Here is a 14,911-nt window from a genome sequence, read left to right as displayed (position 1 = left end):
GGCCGCGCGGGTCGGCGCCAAGTCGGCAAATGCCGTCTGGTCGATAAAGGGCAGGACACGGGCATGAAGCTGTCGCAGTTATCCCGCCTGTCGCCACGATGGGCGGCCCGTGCCATGCGCATGGGCTTCAATCTCCACCCGGCCTTCCGGGCAACCGGCGGCCGGGTGGTCTTCGTCGCGCCTGACTTGCTGCACATCCGCGTGCGCCTGGCGCTGACCCGGCGCACGCGCAACCTGGTGGGCTCCATCTATGGCGGCTCGCTGTTTGCCGTCACGGACGGCGTGCACGCCGGCATGCTGATGGCGCGGCTCGGCAGCGACGTCATCGTCTGGGACAAGGCCGCCACCATCCGCTACCGCAAGCCCGCCTTCCACACATTGACGGCGGACTTCCGCCTGTCGGAAGCCGAACTGCGGGACATCCGCGAGGCCCTGCGGCGCGACCACGAAACCGAGCGCACCTACCCCGTCGAGCTCAAGGGCCCGGACGGCACGGTGCATACCGAAGTGCAACGCACGCTCTATCTGGCCGACAAGGCCTGGTACAAACAACACAAGCTGCGCCACGGCGCGGCAGGAGACCCCACATGACATTCCGCCTTCCATCGGTCATTTTCAATGCCTTGCCACGCCGCCCGGCCGCCAGCGTCCGCCAGGACAAGCGCGGCAACACACGGCAACGCGCCACGACAGCCATGCGCGAAACGCTGCTGGCCCTGACATTGGCCGGCGCGGCCCTGGGCCTGAGCCCCGCAGCCCAAGCGGTCACCGTCGGCACCGTCAACGTCCCCGAGCAGCAGACCGTCGATGGCCAGGCCCTGGTGCTCAATGGCGCGGGCCTGCGCCAACGCTTTGTCTTCCACATCTATGTGGCGGCGCTTTACCGCCCGCAGCCCACGCACGACGTGGAGGCCATCCTGAAGAGCAGCGAGCCGCAGCTGCTGCGCCTGACGCTCTTGCGCGACATCAACAGCAAGGCCCTCACCGACGCACTGAACGACGGCCTCAAGGCCAACAACAGCGAAGCCGAGCTGGCCGCCATGGGCGCCACCATCAAGGCCTTTGAAGCCTTCATGCAGACGGGCGGCGAAGGCGCCTCGGGCGATCTGGTGGACATCGTCTTCCAGCAGGGCAAGGTGGCCGTGACGTTCAAGGGCAAGGCGCTGGGCGAAGTCAACGACCCGCGCTTCGCCACCGCGCTGCTGAAAGTCTGGCTGGGCTCGACGCCAGCGCAAGAATCGCTGAAACTGGCCCTGTTGGGTCAGAAATCCGCAAACAACTGATTGATCCCGATTTGCAATAAGGAAACACACCATGGAACGCATCTGGCTGGAACATTACCCGCACGGGGTGCCGGCTGACATCACGGAGATGGCCGCAAGCTACCAATCCCTGGCCGATCTCTTCGAGGAAAGCTGTCGGCTGTACGCCCACAACACGGCGTACATCAGCATGGGTGCGTCCCTCAGCTACACCGAAGTGCATCAACGGGCCCAGCATTTCGCCGCCTGGCTGCAAACGCAGGGGGTGGCCAAGGGCGACCGCGTGGCCCTGATGATGCCCAATCTGCTGCAGTACCCCATTTGCCTGTTCGGCACGCTGATGGCGGGTGCCGTGGTGGTCAACACCAACCCGCTGTATACCGCGCACGAGCTCAACCACCAGCTGGCCGACTCGGGCGCCACCACCGTGGTGGTGGCCGAAAACTTCGCCCATACACTGCAAGAAGCCATGCCGGGCACCACCGTACAACGCGTGGTGGTCACCTCGCTGGGCGAGATGCTGGGGTTTCCCAAGGGCCTCATCACCGACCTGGTGGTGCGCCACGTGAAAAAGATGGTGCCGGCCTGGCGCATCCCCGGGGCCTTCCGGCTCAAAGATGCGCTGACCGCGGGCGCCCGGGCATCCTACCAGCGCCCCGAGCTCACGCACCACGACCTGGCGGCGCTGCAATACACGGGCGGCACCACCGGGGTGGCCAAGGGCGCCATGCTCAGCCACGGCAACCTCATCGCCAACGTCTGCCAGGCCTATAGCTGGGTCAAGCCCTTCTGCGCGGGCGAACGCGAATGCGTGGTCACGGCCCTGCCGCTCTATCACATCTTCGCGCTCACGGCCAACTGCCTCACCTTCATGAAGCTGGGGGCCAGCAACCTGCTCATCGTCAACCCGCGCGACATCCCGGGTTTCGTCAAAGAGCTGGGCAGCGTCAAATTCACGGCGCTCACGGGGGTCAACACCCTGTTCAACGCCCTGCTCAACAACCCCGATTTTGCCAAGCTGGATTTCAGCAGCCTGCACACCACGTTGGGCGGCGGCATGGCCGTGCAAGAAGCCATCGCCGAGCGCTGGCTGAAGGTCACCGGCAAACCCATCGCCCAGGCCTATGGCCTGACGGAAACCTCGCCCGCGGTCACCATCAACCCGCTCGACAAGGTCGATTTCAACGGCTCGATCGGCCTGCCCGTGCCATCCACCGACGTGGCCGTGCGCACCGACAACCGCAGCATGGCCATCGGCGAATCGGGCGAAATCTGCGTCAAGGGCCCGCAAGTGACGTCAGGCTACTGGAACCGTCCCGAAGAAACCGCCAAGGTCTTCGACGCCGATGGCTGGTTGCTCACCGGCGACATCGGCTACATGAACGACAAGGGCTACGTCTTTCTGCTGGATCGCAAGAAAGACATGATTCTGGTGTCCGGCTTCAACGTCTATCCCAACGAAGTCGAGGCTGCCGCCATCGAGCACCCGGGCATCCTCGAAGCCGCCGCCATCGGCGTGCCCAACGGCCATTCGGGCGAGGTTGTCAAGCTGTACGTCATCCGCAAAGACCCCAATCTCACCGAGGCCGAGGTCATCGCGCACTGCCGCAAGCTGCTGACCGGCTACAAAGTGCCCAAGTTCGTCGAATTCCGCGACGACCTGCCGCGCAGCAACGTCGGCAAGATCTTGCGCCGCGAACTGAAAAATCAAGAAGCGGCCAGCAGCGCCACGCCGTCAGCCTGAAGGGGCAGCTTGAACAAGGCCACGGCCTGCGCCAGGTGCTGCGCCTGATCCTGCAGGGCCTGGGCCGCAGCGGCGGCCTGCTCGACCAGCGCCGCGTTTTGCTGCGTGACGCCGTCCATCTGCGAGACCGCCGTATTGATCTGCCCGATGCCGCTCGCCTGTTCAGCCGATGCCGTCGAGATTTCGCTCATGATGCGCGTCACTTGCGCCACTGAATCAACCACCTGGCGGATCGTGTCGCCCGCGCGACTGACCTGCTGGGTGCCGGTGGAGACTTTCAGCACCGAGTCGTCGATCAGCGATTTGATCTCTTTGGCCGCGCCCGCGCTGCGCTGCGCCAGGGCACGCACCTCGGAGGCCACCACGGCAAAGCCTTTGCCCTGCTCGCCCGCGCGCGCCGCCTCGACGGCGGCATTGAGCGCCAGGATGTTGGTCTGGAAGGCAATGTTGTCGATGACGCCCACAATTTCCGCCATGTGAGCGGAGCTGTCGGCAATCGCGCCCATGGTCTGGATGACGCCCTCGACCGCCTCGCCGCCGCGCTGCGCCACCGAGGAAGACGCGGACACCGTGCTGCTCGCCTGATGGGCGTGCTCGGCGTTCTGCTTCACCGTGGAGGACAGCTGCTCCATGCTGGCCGCCGTCTCCTGCAGCGAGGCGGCCTGTTCTTCGGTGCGGCTGGACAGATCGGTATTGCCCGCCGAAATTTCCTGCGTGCTGAGGTGGATTTCCTGTACGCCTTCGCGCACCTGGGCCACCAAGCCCACCAGGCTATGCTGCATGTCCTGCAAGGCGCGCAGCAGCACGCCGATCTCGTTGCGTCCGTCGGCGTGAATCCGGCGCGTCAGGTCGCCCGCCGCAATCCGCTTGAACTGCTCGGCGGCAGCCAGCAGGGGACGCACGATCAGGCGTCGCGCCATGACGTTGACGCCCAGGGCCGCCAGCAGACTGACCAGCAGCGTCACGGCCAGGGCGCCGATGAACAGCGTGTAGAACGACTCGATGCGCTGCATGGTACTTTGCCCAAATTGTTCGGCATTGCTCACGAAGCGATCGCGCACCGACATGTAGTTGTCCTGCACCTTCTGGGTGCCCTGCTTCAGGTAGGCCTGCATGTCGCCCGCCGACAAGACGCGATCGACCCCCTTGAGGTTGTCGCTGTACTGCCGGTAGGCCGTCAGAAACGGCGCCATGGCGCGCGCGTCATCGGCCCCGAGGCCTTTTTGCAGATCGGCGATGCGAACGTCCGCGGCGGCGATCAACTTGCGCGCATTGAGCAGGGTGTCGTTTTGCTCCGGGTGATTCTGGGCGACCCGGGTGGAGTAGCGGCTGAGGTCGGTGCGCGCCGTGATGAGGGAAAGCGTGGCGGCATTGACCGTATTGGTCTGCACGATGGCGCTCTGGTAGAGCGTCTGCACCCGGTCGTTGACGCGATTCAGGGCCCAGTACCCCAGTCCGCCCAGCACCGCCTGCAGGCAGATGAAGGCCAGGACGACGGTCAGCAGGGTATTGGAAATCTTGATATTTTTGAACATGATGAGTCTCTTGGCGTGCCGGACGGGCCGCGGCCCCCGGCGCCTTTCAGTGGATTTTGACCTGATAGCGGAAGTGCTGCGGCAAGCCGTACGACTTCCGGTACTCGAGGGGCTGCCCGACCAGGTCGTGCGCCACCCGCTCGATGCAGACCACCGGATCGGGCGGGCGCACACCCAGGTAGGCGTCCGTGCAGTCACAGGAAACCGACAGGGTCTCTTCGACGGAAAACACCCGCTGTTGACAGGTCTCTTCAAAAAAGGGGTACAGCAGATTGCCGAAGCGGGCGGCGGGCACCTCGGCCAGGGCGGCGAACAAGGCGGCGGGCAGCCAGATGCGCTCGCTGAGCACGACGCTGTTTTCCACCAGGCGGATGCGCGTCAGGTGCACCAGGCGCGCGTCCTCGGGCTGTTGCAGCTTCTGGTTGATGACGGCATCACCGGCCGCCAGCGCCACCTGCTTGACGACGCCCACCGGCAAGACAGGCTGGCCCGCGGCGTCGCGCAGACGAAAGAAGCGCAGCAGCGAATGGCTGAAATCGGGGCGTCGCAGAAACGTGCCGCTGCCCTGGCGCTTGACCAGCAGCCCATCGGCCACCAGCCGCTCGATCGCCTTGCGCACAGTGCCGATCGACACACCGTATTCCCGAGCGAATTCTTGCTCGGTCGGAATCGGCTGATCGACACCCCAGGCCTGCTGCGCCAGCCTTTGCTGGATGGCAATGCGCACGCGCTCGTAGCGCGGGATGCTGAGGTTTTCCAGCGTCTGGGCGCTGGGCAGGGGTGAAGTCGTCATGCGGGAAACCCAAACAGGCGGCAGGCATTGTCTGCCAGGATCTGGCTGCGCAAAGCAGCGTCGGGCAGCAAGTGTGCCATGAAAGCAACGGCGGCCTCGTACGTCATCGACTGGTGAAACTGCGTGTGCGGCCAGTCGCTGCCCCAGACCAGATGATCGCGCATGCCCAGATCGAGCAGCAAGGCCAGCGCCTCCTGGGCCAGGGATTCACCCCGGTGCCCCTGGCCCAGCCGGTAGAAACCCGACACCTTGACCCAGTGGCGGCCCGGATCGAGCAACGCCAGCACGCGCTGGTAATCGGGATCCTGGACGCCTTGGTCGGGATCGATACGGCCGAAGTGATCCAGCACCACGGGCGCCTGATAATCGCGCAGCTGCGCCATCAGCCCGTGGGCAAGCCGCGGGGGGCAGTGCAGCTCGATCTGCCAGCCCAGCGCCTCGGCCTGCGCCAACAGGCGGCGCCAGGCCGGGCCGGACAGATCGGGGGTCGGCTGCCCGAACAGATTCAGGCGCAGGCCCACGATGCCCTGCTGATCCAGCGCCTTCAGGGCCGCCGGATCGCTGTCGGCGGCCACCACGGCCACCCCTTTCAGTCGCTGCGGATTGGCGGCGATCGCCGCCAGCATCTGCGTATTGTCGCAGGCCAGAAAGCTGGGCTGGATCAGCACGCCGTATTCAAAGCCGTGCTGGTCGAGGTGCGCGAGATAGGCCTGCGGCGTGGCGTCCGCCGCGGGGCGGTAGCGAGCGCCAGGCGCCAGGGGGCTGTCGGCGCGGAATACGTGCGCATGGGTATCGACCTGCTTCATTTACAGCACCCCCTGCAGCACCGCTGTTGCCAGCAGCGCCGCGCCAAACCCCAGCGGCACGGCACGAAACAACAGATCGTTGAACAGCCGCCGCTGATCCATGCCGTGCGGCGCCGAGCCGAGAATCAGGCTGCCGCCCGACGAGAACGGCGAAATGGCGGACGCCTGCGCCCCAACCACGATGCAGACGAACAGGATCATGGGGTCGTAGCCGGTGGCCGTTGCAATGGCGGGCACCACCGGAAACAGGGCGGGCGTCACCACGCCCAGCGTGCTTGAAAACAAGGACATGATGGCGCCGATGACGCACATGGCCAGCGGAATCATCCACAGGGGGATGGTGGTGGACACCCAGTCGGACAGCGTGCTGATGACCCCGGCCTTGATTGCCACCTCGATGAGCATGCCCACGCCGCAGATCATGATGAGCGTGCCCCAGGGGACGAAGGCCACGACCTTCTTCTCGTCGGCCAGGCGCAGCAGCAGGCTGATGACGGAGAAGATGATGGCCATGAAGGCGATGTCCACCCGGGCATTCAGGTACGTGATGCTGTGGTTTTCCGGAAACAGGATGTGCAGCAGCGGAAACACCAGCAGCAGTGCCATGAGCAGGATGATGAGCCACAACGACTGCTTCTGCCGGGCATCGAAAGGAGCCGGCTTTTCGGTGGCGACGCGGATGTTGAGTCGGTGCCGGAACACCAGCACATAGCCGCCCACCACCAGCAGCGGCAGGATCAGCGTGGTGATGAACATGGCCGAGGCATAGGTGAAGGCCGCCGACGGCGCCACACCCGCCCCTTCCATCAGGCCGCGAAAGATCACGCCGCTTTGCGAGGTCATGAAATTGGCTCCCGCCAGCGCGCCGTAATTGACCGCCATGCCGCCGATCATCTTGCTCATGCCGGTTTTCTGGCACAGCAGCAGCGTCATCGGGGCCATGAAGGCCAGCACCGTGTAGAAGCCCGCCCCCAGGGCGGCGATGAGGGTGGACGCGGCGAAGATGGCCAGGGGCAGCAGCGCCGGAAAATGCCGACAGGCGTATAGCAGATGTCCGGCCAGCTTCTCCAGCGCCCCATTGGCCATGGCGAAGTTGTAGAACAGCGTCACCGACAGGATGACGAAGAAAATCTTCACTGGCCAGAACTGCACCACCTGCGAAGCCGACATGCCCATGCCGTAGGCGCCGATCAGATAGGCGAACACGATGGCAAAAAAGCCGATGTTGATTTTTGTCCGGTAGCCCACTGCGATCGACAGCAGAATGGCGCCCACGATAAGGAAAGTCATAGAAATACCCACGAAAGATGGCGAATTGTATCATCCAGTCATCTATATGAATAGATCATTTGACCCCTTATTTCAGATTCCAAGCGATCGGCATTCCGACAGTTCAAGTCCTCCTGCGCCCGGGGCTCTCTCAGTACCCCAGGGCTGCGCCATCCGGGTTGCGCGGGTCGGAGGCGCCATACAGCAGCCCGTCGCGCACCTGCACCGTCTGCGTGCGGCCCATCGTGGGCATCACGGCAATGTGCTGGCCATAGCCGCGCAGCAGGCGCAGCGTATCGGGGCTGAAGCCCTTTTCGACGCGCAGCTGGTCGGGCCACCACTGGTGGTGAAAGCGCGGGGTGGCGGCGGCCTCGGCCGGGTTCATCTGGAAATCGATCGCATCCACCACGGTTTCCAGCACGGTGGTGATGATGCGCGCCCCGCCCGGGCTGCCCGTGACCAGCCAGGGCTGCCCGTCCTTCATCACCAGCGTGGGCGTCATGGACGACAAGGGACGCTTGTCTGGCTGGATGGCGTTGGCCTCGCCGCCAATGAGTCCATAGACGTTGGCCACGCCCGGCTTGGCGGAGAAGTCGTCCATTTCGTTGTTCAGCAGGATGCCGGTGCCATCCGCCACGATGCCACTGCCGAAATTGGTGTTGAGCGTATAGGTGACCGCCACCGCGTTGCCCGCGGCATCCACCACCGAGAAGTGCGTGGTCTGGTCGCTTTCGTAGGGCTGCGGCTTGCCGGGGTGAATGTCGCTGGAGGGCCGGGCATGGGTCGCGTCGATAGTGGCCGCCAGCGCGCGCGCGTAGGCCTTGGAGGTAAGCCCCGCCACGGGCACCTTGACGAAGTCGGTGTCACCCAGATATTCGGAGCGGTCGGCGTAGGCCAGCTTCATGGCTTCAGCCATGTGATGGATGGTCTGCGCGCTGCCCGCGCCCCAGTCGCGGACGGGCCAGCCTTCCATCATGTTGAGAATCTGCACCAGGTGAATGCCACCCGAGCTGGGCGGCGGCATGGTGACCACCCGAAAGCCGCGATACTCACCCACGATGGGCGTGCGTTCGACCACCCGGTAGCGGGCCAGATCCTGGGCGCTGATGAGGCCGCCGTGCCGGGCCATTTCGGCCACGATCTTCTGGCCGATGGGCCCCTGGTAGAAAGCCCTGGCCCCCTGGCTGGCGATCAGGCGCAGCGAGCGGGCGAGGTCTTTCTGCACCAGCGGGTCGCCCGCCTTGAGGGGCGCGCCATCGCGCCAGAAGATGGCGCGCGTGGCCGGCCACTGGCCCATCGTCTTGGCCGTCTTGGCCAGGGTCTCGGCCAGGGTCTGGCTGACCGGATAGCCCCGTTCGGCCAGGCGGATGGCGGGCGCCATCACCCGCGACAGCGGCAGCGTGCCCCAGCGCTGCTGGGCATGGGTGAGGCCGGCCACACTGCCGGGCACGCCCACAGCCAGGTGCGTGAACAGCGAACGGCCATCCGCCACCTGGCCGCTGGCGTCCAGATACATGTCGCGCGACGCCCGGCCCGGCGCCGTCTCGCGGAAATCGAGGGCAATGTCGCGGCCATCCTGGGCGCTGTGCACCATCATGAAACCGCCACCGCCCAGGTTGCCGGCATTGGGCAGCACCACCGCCAGGGCAAAGCCCACGGCCACGGCGGCATCCACCGCATTGCCACCCGCCTTGAGGGTTTCGAGGCCCGCCTGGCTGGCCAGGGCCTGTTCGGAGACCACCATGCCGTGCTTGGCCACGACCGGATGGAAGACGTCCATGTCGAAGTCGTAGGCGGCAGCGGCGGACTGCGCCGCGGCGGTGGTGGTCGGCGCGGCGCGCGCGGCATCGTGCGGGGCGGGCGTGGCGCAGGCGGACAGCAGCGCGGCCACCACCGCCAGCGGCAGAAACAATCGGCGTATCGGCATGGCAGGTCTCCTCTTGGGGTTTTTCTGCCTGCTACGCTAACACGGGACTTGGCCGATTCACCAGGCCTGAAGCCGTTCGTCACCAGCCGGGAGGCGACATCCACGGACGCCGCACAACGAACAAACCCCGCACGGGGCGGGGCTTGGGGTACTGCGAGGTCACACGAATCGGGCCGACCAGCCAGGGCGCAAGCCCCAGCCGGACACGGCGGCATCAGATGATGCGCACAGCCTCGATCAGGCGCACCACCGTCCAGGACTTCTGCTTGGAGATGGGACGGCCTTCGGCGATCTCGACGGTATCGCCTTCGTTGTACTGGTTGGCTTCGTCATGCGCCTTGTACTTCGCGGTGCGGTTGACGAACTTGCCCAGCACGGGGTGCTTGACGCGGGTCTGGACGCTGACGACGACCGTCTTGTCCATCTTGTTGCTGACGACCTTGCCGGTCAGCGTGCGTTGACGCTTCGCGGTGTCTTTTTGCGTTTCGGTAGTCATATTACTTTCCTGCGTTCTCAGTCATGATGGTGCGGATGCGCGCGATGTCGCGGCGCACCTTGCCCAACTGGCTGGTGTTGGAAAGCTGCTGAGTGGCACGCTGCATGCGCAGGTTGAAGTGTGCCTTCAGCAGGCTCTCGAGCTCGGTCTGGAGCCCGGCGGCATCTTTTTCGCGCAGTTCACTGGCTTTCATAGATGGTCCCCTTAGGCGCCCACGCGGCGCGACACGAAGGTCGTGCGCAGGGGCAGCTTGGCGGCGGCCAGACGGAATGCTTCGCGTGCGACTTCTTCGGACACGCCTTCCATTTCGTACAGCACTTTGCCAGGTTGAATTTCAGCGACCCAGAATTCTGGATTGCCCTTGCCGTTACCCATCCGGACTTCGGCGGGCTTTTGGGAAATGGGCTTGTCCGGGAAGATGCGGATCCAGATGCGGCCGCCGCGCTTGATGTGGCGGTTGATGGCACGACGGGCAGCCTCGATCTGGCGCGCCGTGAGGCGGCCGCGATCGGTGGACTTCAGGCCGTACTCGCCAAACGACACGTTGGTGCCGCGCGTCGCCAGGCCGGTGTTGCGGCCTTTTTGCTCTTTGCGGTATTTCCTGCGAGAGGGTGACAACATGGTTATTCTCCTTCAGGCGCCGGTGCCGCCGAGGCGGCGTCGCGGCGCGGGCCACGGCCACGGCCACGGTTGTCGCCGGGACGGCCCGGACGATCACCACGCGGGCGGCGCGGGCGACGTTCTTCGTCGCGCGGGGCAGCGGTTTCCGGCGGCATTTCGCCGTTGGGCAGCATGTCGCCCTTGTAGACCCAGACCTTGATGCCGATGATGCCGTACGTCGTCTGCGCTTCGGAGAAGCCGTAGTCGATGTTGGCACGCAGGGTGTGCAGCGGCACACGGCCTTCGCGATACCATTCGGTACGCGCGATTTCGATGCCGTTCAGACGGCCCGACGACATGATCTTGATGCCCTGGGCACCCAGACGCATGGCGTTTTGCATGGCACGCTTCATGGCGCGACGGAACATGATGCGCTTTTCGAGTTGCTGGGCAATCGAGTCGGCGATCAGTTGCGCGTCGGTTTCAGGCTTGCGGATCTCTTCGATGTTGACGTGCACGGGCACGCCCATCAGGCGCTGCAGATCGGTCTTGAGCGTCTCGATGTCTTCGCCGCGACGGCCGATCACCACACCCGGGCGAGCCGAGTAGACCGTGATGCGGGCGTTCTTGGCTGGACGTTCGATGACGACACGACCGACCGAAGCCGATTTCAGTTTCTTCTTCAGGTACTCGCGCACACGAATGTCTTCGGCCAGCATGTCGCCGTAGACCTTATCGTTGGCGTACCAGCGAGAAGTCCAGTTGTGGTTGACCGCGAGGCGGAACCCGATTGGGTGGATTTTCTGTCCCATTGCGACTCCTTACGCCCCGACCTTGACCACGATGTGGCAGGTCTGCTTTTCGATGCGGTTGCCACGGCCCTTGGCGCGTGCCGAGAAACGCTTCATCGACTGGCCCTTGTCCACATAAACGGTGGTGACCTTCAGTTCGTCGATGTCGGCACCGTCATTGTGCTCGGCATTGGCGATGGCCGATTCGAGCGCTTTCTTGAGGATGCCAGCCGCCTTTTTCGGGCTGAACGTCAGGATGTTGAGCGCATGCGCCACGGATTTTCCACGGATCAGATCCGCCACCAGGCGGGTCTTCTGAGCGGAAATATGGACGCCGCGAATGACTGCGGTAGTTTCCATGGCTTACCTCTTGGCCTTTTTGTCTGCCGCGTGACCCTTGAAGGTACGCGTCAGGGCGAATTCGCCGAGCTTGTGACCGACCATGTTCTCGTTGATGTACACGGGAACGTGCTGACGGCCATTGTGCACGGCAATCGTCAGACCGATGAACTCGGGCAGGATGGTGGAACGACGCGACCAGGTCTTGATCGGCTTCTTTTCTTTGCCCCCGACGGCGGCATCGACCTTTTTGATCAGATGCGCATCGACGAATGGGCCTTTCTTGATCGAACGTGACATAGTGTTCGCCCCTTATTTGCGCTTGCGGCGCGAGACAATCATATTGTCTGTGCGCTTGTTACGACGGGTACGATAACCCTTCGTCGGAGTGCCCCACGGACTGACGGGCACGCGGCCTTCGCCTGTGCGGCCTTCACCACCACCGTGCGGGTGATCCACCGGGTTCATGACCACGCCACGAACGGTCGGGCGGATACCGCGCCAACGCGTGGCACCGGCCTTGCCGATCTGGCGCAGGCTGTGGTCGCCGTTGCCGACTTCACCGATGGTGGCGCGGCAATCGATGTGCACGCGGCGCACTTCGCCCGAGCGCAGACGAACCTGGGCGTAGACGCCTTCGCGGGCCAGCAGCACGGCGGATGCGCCGGCCGAGCGGGCCATCTGGGCGCCCTTGCCCGGCTGCATTTCGATGCAGTGGATCGTGGCACCCACGGGGATGGCACGGATGGGCAGCGTGTTGCCGGAGCGGATGGGGGCTTCGGCGCCGGACACCACGGTGGCACCGACTTCAAGACCGCGCGGAGCGATGATGTAACGGCGCTCGCCATCGGCGTAGCACAGCAGGGCCAGGTGGGCCGTGCGGTTGGGGTCGTATTCGAGACGCTCTACCTTGGCGACGATGCCGTCTTTGTTGCGACGGAAATCGACGACGCGGTAGTGCTGCTTATGACCGCCCCCACGATGGCGCACCGTGATGTGGCCATTGTTGTTGCGACCAGAGCCACGCGTTTTCTGTTCGAGCAGCGGCGCATAGCCCGGGCCCTTGTGCAGTTCGGGGTGCACGACCTTGACCATGCCACGACGGCCAGCGGACGTCGGTTTGACTTTAACCAGCGGCATTTAGTTTACCTCCGTAAAGTCGATTTCCTGGCCGGCCTTCAGGGAGACGAAGGCCTTGCGCTCGTTGCGGCGACGACCGATGAAACGGCCGAAACGCTTTTCCTTGCCCTTGCGGTTGGCAACCTGCACGGACTCGACCTCGACCTTGAACAGCAGCTCGACGGCGGCCTTGATTTCGGGCTTGGTGGCGTCGGCAATCACGCGGAAAGCGACCTGGTTGTTCTTTTCGGCGATCATCGTGGCCTTTTCAGTGACCACGGGCGCCAGAATGACTTGCATCAGACGTTCGGCATTCATCCCAGCAACTCCTCGAGTTGGGCGACCGCCGGCTTGGTGACCAGCACTTTCTTGTAGTGCACCAGCGAAAGCGGGTCGGCGTAGCGCGTTTCAATGACCGCCACGTGAGGCAGGTTGCGCGTCGCGAGATAGACGTTTTCGTCCAGCGCATCAGTGATGATGAGGACGGACTCGGCGATGCCCAGATCTTTCAGCTTGGCGGCAGCCAGCTTGGTCTTCGGGGCTTCGAGGGTGAAGCTTTCCACCACGGCCAGACGGTCTTCGCGCACCAGCTGCGAGAAAATGGCGCGCAGACCTGCGCGGTACATTTTCTTGTTGACCTTGTGGCTAAAGTTTTCGTCGGGCGAGTTCGGGAACGCGCGACCACCCCCACGCCAGATGGGCGAGGACGTCATCCCGGAGCGCGCACGACCGGTGCCTTTCTGGCGCCAGGGCTTCTTCGTGGAGTGCTTGACCGTTTCGCGATTCTTTTGCGCGCGGTTGCCCATGCGGGCGTTGGCCTGGTAGGCCACCACGATCTGGTGAACCAGCGCTTCGTTGAATTCGCGACCGAAAATTTCATCGTTGCCGGCAACGGTGGCCGACGACTGACCCTGATCGTTCAGGAGCTTGAGTTCCATGATTAGGCTCCTTTCTTGGGCGCTGCCTTGACGGCAGGGCACACGACGATGTCGGCATCTTTGTGGCCGGGGACGGCGCCCTTGACCAGCAGCAGACCGCGCTCGGCGTCCACGCGCACGACGTCCAGGTTCTGCACGGTGCAGGTGACGTCGCCCATGTGACCGGACATGCGTTTGCCGGGGAAGATGCGGCCCGGATCTTGCGCCTGGCCGATGGAGCCGGGCACGCGGTGCGAGCGGGAGTTGCCGTGCGAAGCGCGCTGCGAACCGAAGTTGTGGCGCTTGATCGTACCGGCAAAGCCTTTACCGATCGAGGTGCCCGTGACGTCAACCTGTTGACCCACTTCGAACACGGACTCGACGGCGACCACGGCACCTGCCGTGAATTCGGCGGCGCGGGCGGGATCGAGACGGAATTCTTTGAGGCTGGAGCCAGCTTCGATGCCTGCTTTGGCGTAATGACCGGCTTGCGCCTTGGTTACGCGCGTGGCGCGCCGCGTGCCATAGGCAAGCTGCACAGCCGCATAGCCGTCGACTTCAGGCGTCTTGACCTGGGCGACGCGGTTGTTGGACACGTCCAGCACAGTGACCGGGATGGACTCGCCTTCCTCGGTAAAGATGCGGGTCATGCCGACCTTGCGTCCCACGAGCCCGAGGCGCCAGGCCGCGGGCGTAGGTGTCGAATTCGACATTGTTTTCTCCGGGGTATTGAAACCCGTAAGCTTAAATCCCGACTACGATTGGCCGGGGCTCGATGGGCGGCGCCCTGATGCTGCAAACGCCATCCCAGACGGCGCGTACTGCAAGCGCCGCGCACGCTACCCATAAATACAGATAGCGAAGCCTTGCATTCTAACATGCAAAAGCCGCTCTGCCTAGACAAACAGAGCGGCTTGAGGTATACGCCCCACAGGGGGGCGGGCTACCGGATTACTGCAGCGCGATTTCGACGTCCACGCCAGCGGGCAAGTCCAGACGCATCAGGGCGTCCACGGTCTTGTCGGTGGGATCGACAATGTCCATCAGGCGCTGATGGGTGCGCATTTCAAACTGATCGCGCGAGGTCTTGTTGACGTGCGGCGAACGCAGCACGTCATAGCGACGGATGCGCGTGGGCAGCGGCACCGGGCCACGAACCACGGCGCCAGTGCGCTTGGCCGTATCGACGATCTCGGCGGCGGACTGATCGATCAGCTTGTAGTCGAACGCCTTGAGGCGGATGCGGATTTTCTGGCTTTTCATGGGTATCCCTAAAGAACGAGTCTGGGCGAAGGCCGAAGCCTTCGCCTGCG

At 64.2% G+C, this 14,911-nt stretch carries 19 protein-coding genes; 3 read left to right on the top strand and 16 right to left on the bottom strand.

Translation table 11 applies throughout. The annotated features are described in order from the left end of the window. Positions 1 to 63: 63 nt before the first annotated feature. Genes CCA01S_RS04480 through CCA01S_RS04470 form a run of 3 tightly spaced genes read left to right on the top strand, consistent with a single transcriptional unit; the run spans position 64 to position 3,006 of the window. The gene (locus CCA01S_RS04480) at positions 64 to 591 is read left to right on the top strand and encodes a DUF4442 domain-containing protein (RefSeq protein WP_066455138.1); all 528 of its coding nucleotides are present in this window, start codon (positions 64 to 66) and stop codon (positions 589 to 591) included. Next, on the top strand, positions 588 to 1,283 hold the full coding sequence (locus CCA01S_RS04475; protein WP_066454670.1) for a chalcone isomerase family protein: 696 nt from the start codon (positions 588 to 590) through the stop codon (positions 1,281 to 1,283). Before CCA01S_RS04480 ends, CCA01S_RS04475 begins: the two co-directional genes overlap by 4 nt. 31 nt (positions 1,284 to 1,314) lie before the next feature. After that, positions 1,315 to 3,006 (top strand): AMP-binding protein, encoded by a 1,692-nt coding sequence (locus tag CCA01S_RS04470; RefSeq protein WP_066454668.1) that lies wholly within the window; start codon positions 1,315 to 1,317, stop codon positions 3,004 to 3,006. Here the strand turns inward: CCA01S_RS04470 and CCA01S_RS16195 are convergent. From CCA01S_RS16195 to rpsJ, 16 genes are all read right to left on the bottom strand, one after another. Next, on the bottom strand, positions 2,970 to 4,541 hold the full coding sequence (locus CCA01S_RS16195) for a methyl-accepting chemotaxis protein (protein ID WP_066454665.1): 1,572 nt from the start codon (positions 4,539 to 4,541) through the stop codon (positions 2,970 to 2,972). The genes CCA01S_RS04470 and CCA01S_RS16195 overlap by 37 nt on opposite strands. A 46-nt stretch (positions 4,542 to 4,587) precedes the next feature. Next, positions 4,588 to 5,334: a GntR family transcriptional regulator gene (locus CCA01S_RS04460; protein WP_066454659.1), complete on the bottom strand. Its 747-nt coding sequence runs from the start codon at positions 5,332 to 5,334 to the stop codon at positions 4,588 to 4,590. After that, complete coding sequence (locus CCA01S_RS04455) at positions 5,331 to 6,140, bottom strand: amidohydrolase family protein (protein WP_066454657.1); 810 nt, start codon at positions 6,138 to 6,140, stop codon at positions 5,331 to 5,333. Before CCA01S_RS04455 ends, CCA01S_RS04460 begins: the two co-directional genes overlap by 4 nt. Further along, positions 6,141 to 7,430 carry an SLC13 family permease gene (locus tag CCA01S_RS04450; RefSeq protein WP_066454654.1) on the bottom strand — a complete coding sequence of 430 codons (1,290 nt, stop codon included), beginning with the start codon at positions 7,428 to 7,430 and terminating at the stop codon, positions 6,141 to 6,143. A gap of 130 nt (positions 7,431 to 7,560) precedes the next feature. Further along, entirely contained in the window at positions 7,561 to 9,336 is a 1,776-nt protein-coding gene (ggt, locus tag CCA01S_RS04445) for a gamma-glutamyltransferase (protein ID WP_066454652.1), read from the bottom strand. A gap of 214 nt (positions 9,337 to 9,550) precedes the next feature. Next, positions 9,551 to 9,832, bottom strand: coding sequence for a 30S ribosomal protein S17 (gene rpsQ, locus CCA01S_RS04440; RefSeq protein WP_066454651.1), 282 nt, complete (start codon positions 9,830 to 9,832; stop codon positions 9,551 to 9,553). 1 nt (position 9,833) lies between these two features. Next, the gene (rpmC, locus tag CCA01S_RS04435) at positions 9,834 to 10,025 is read right to left on the bottom strand and encodes a 50S ribosomal protein L29 (protein WP_066454649.1); all 192 of its coding nucleotides are present in this window, start codon (positions 10,023 to 10,025) and stop codon (positions 9,834 to 9,836) included. 11 nt (positions 10,026 to 10,036) lie between these two features. Then, complete coding sequence (gene rplP, locus CCA01S_RS04430) at positions 10,037 to 10,453, bottom strand: 50S ribosomal protein L16 (RefSeq protein ID WP_066454643.1); 417 nt, start codon at positions 10,451 to 10,453, stop codon at positions 10,037 to 10,039. Between the two features lie 2 nt (positions 10,454 to 10,455). Then, a complete protein-coding gene (rpsC, locus tag CCA01S_RS04425) occupies positions 10,456 to 11,244 on the bottom strand; it encodes a 30S ribosomal protein S3 (protein ID WP_066454642.1) in 789 nt (262 codons plus the stop codon). 9 nt (positions 11,245 to 11,253) lie between these two features. Next, positions 11,254 to 11,583: a 50S ribosomal protein L22 gene (rplV, locus tag CCA01S_RS04420; RefSeq protein WP_066454639.1), complete on the bottom strand. Its 330-nt coding sequence runs from the start codon at positions 11,581 to 11,583 to the stop codon at positions 11,254 to 11,256. A 3-nt stretch (positions 11,584 to 11,586) separates the two neighbouring features. Continuing rightward, positions 11,587 to 11,862: a 30S ribosomal protein S19 gene (gene rpsS, locus CCA01S_RS04415; RefSeq protein WP_066454635.1), complete on the bottom strand. Its 276-nt coding sequence runs from the start codon at positions 11,860 to 11,862 to the stop codon at positions 11,587 to 11,589. 12 nt (positions 11,863 to 11,874) lie between these two features. Continuing rightward, positions 11,875 to 12,702 (bottom strand): 50S ribosomal protein L2, encoded by an 828-nt coding sequence (gene rplB / locus CCA01S_RS04410; RefSeq protein WP_066454631.1) that lies wholly within the window; start codon positions 12,700 to 12,702, stop codon positions 11,875 to 11,877. Continuing rightward, on the bottom strand, positions 12,703 to 12,999 hold the full coding sequence (gene rplW, locus CCA01S_RS04405; protein ID WP_066454627.1) for a 50S ribosomal protein L23: 297 nt from the start codon (positions 12,997 to 12,999) through the stop codon (positions 12,703 to 12,705). Further along, the gene (rplD, locus tag CCA01S_RS04400; protein ID WP_066454619.1) at positions 12,996 to 13,619 is read right to left on the bottom strand and encodes a 50S ribosomal protein L4; all 624 of its coding nucleotides are present in this window, start codon (positions 13,617 to 13,619) and stop codon (positions 12,996 to 12,998) included. The genes rplW and rplD overlap by 4 nt, the downstream gene beginning before the upstream one ends. Positions 13,620 to 13,621: 2 nt before the next feature. Next, positions 13,622 to 14,311 (bottom strand): 50S ribosomal protein L3, encoded by a 690-nt coding sequence (gene rplC / locus CCA01S_RS04395; RefSeq protein ID WP_066454616.1) that lies wholly within the window; start codon positions 14,309 to 14,311, stop codon positions 13,622 to 13,624. A 238-nt stretch (positions 14,312 to 14,549) separates the two neighbouring features. Then, complete coding sequence (rpsJ, locus tag CCA01S_RS04390; RefSeq protein ID WP_043679008.1) at positions 14,550 to 14,861, bottom strand: 30S ribosomal protein S10; 312 nt, start codon at positions 14,859 to 14,861, stop codon at positions 14,550 to 14,552. Positions 14,862 to 14,911: the final 50 nt, after the last annotated feature.

Origin of the sequence: Castellaniella caeni NBRC 101664 (assembly GCF_001592225.1) — a bacterium.
In the GTDB taxonomy this organism is placed as follows: Bacteria; Pseudomonadota; Gammaproteobacteria; order Burkholderiales; family Burkholderiaceae_B; genus Castellaniella; species Castellaniella caeni.
The sequence above is the reverse complement of the archived record's forward strand: the minus strand, read 5'-3'. Positions and strand labels throughout refer to the sequence as shown.

Coding starts and splice junctions, on each gene's coding strand:
- CCA01S_RS04480 (WP_066455138.1), top strand. CDS start 64: ATGAAGCTGTCGCAGTTATCCCGCCTGTCGCCACGATGGGCGGCCCGT.
- CCA01S_RS04475 (WP_066454670.1), top strand. CDS start 588: ATGACATTCCGCCTTCCATCGGTCATTTTCAATGCCTTGCCACGCCGC.
- CCA01S_RS04470 (WP_066454668.1), top strand. CDS start 1,315: ATGGAACGCATCTGGCTGGAACATTACCCGCACGGGGTGCCGGCTGAC.
- CCA01S_RS16195 (WP_066454665.1), bottom strand. CDS start 4,541: ATGTTCAAAAATATCAAGATTTCCAATACCCTGCTGACCGTCGTCCTG.
- CCA01S_RS04460 (WP_066454659.1), bottom strand. CDS start 5,334: ATGACGACTTCACCCCTGCCCAGCGCCCAGACGCTGGAAAACCTCAGC.
- CCA01S_RS04455 (WP_066454657.1), bottom strand. CDS start 6,140: ATGAAGCAGGTCGATACCCATGCGCACGTATTCCGCGCCGACAGCCCC.
- CCA01S_RS04450 (WP_066454654.1), bottom strand. CDS start 7,430: ATGACTTTCCTTATCGTGGGCGCCATTCTGCTGTCGATCGCAGTGGGC.
- ggt (WP_066454652.1), bottom strand. CDS start 9,336: ATGCCGATACGCCGATTGTTTCTGCCGCTGGCGGTGGTGGCCGCGCTG.
- rpsQ (WP_066454651.1), bottom strand. CDS start 9,832: ATGACTACCGAAACGCAAAAAGACACCGCGAAGCGTCAACGCACGCTG.
- rpmC (WP_066454649.1), bottom strand. CDS start 10,025: ATGAAAGCCAGTGAACTGCGCGAAAAAGATGCCGCCGGGCTCCAGACC.
- rplP (WP_066454643.1), bottom strand. CDS start 10,453: ATGTTGTCACCCTCTCGCAGGAAATACCGCAAAGAGCAAAAAGGCCGC.
- rpsC (WP_066454642.1), bottom strand. CDS start 11,244: ATGGGACAGAAAATCCACCCAATCGGGTTCCGCCTCGCGGTCAACCAC.
- rplV (WP_066454639.1), bottom strand. CDS start 11,583: ATGGAAACTACCGCAGTCATTCGCGGCGTCCATATTTCCGCTCAGAAG.
- rpsS (WP_066454635.1), bottom strand. CDS start 11,862: ATGTCACGTTCGATCAAGAAAGGCCCATTCGTCGATGCGCATCTGATC.
- rplB (WP_066454631.1), bottom strand. CDS start 12,702: ATGCCGCTGGTTAAAGTCAAACCGACGTCCGCTGGCCGTCGTGGCATG.
- rplW (WP_066454627.1), bottom strand. CDS start 12,999: ATGAATGCCGAACGTCTGATGCAAGTCATTCTGGCGCCCGTGGTCACT.
- rplD (WP_066454619.1), bottom strand. CDS start 13,619: ATGGAACTCAAGCTCCTGAACGATCAGGGTCAGTCGTCGGCCACCGTT.
- rplC (WP_066454616.1), bottom strand. CDS start 14,311: ATGTCGAATTCGACACCTACGCCCGCGGCCTGGCGCCTCGGGCTCGTG.
- rpsJ (WP_043679008.1), bottom strand. CDS start 14,861: ATGAAAAGCCAGAAAATCCGCATCCGCCTCAAGGCGTTCGACTACAAG.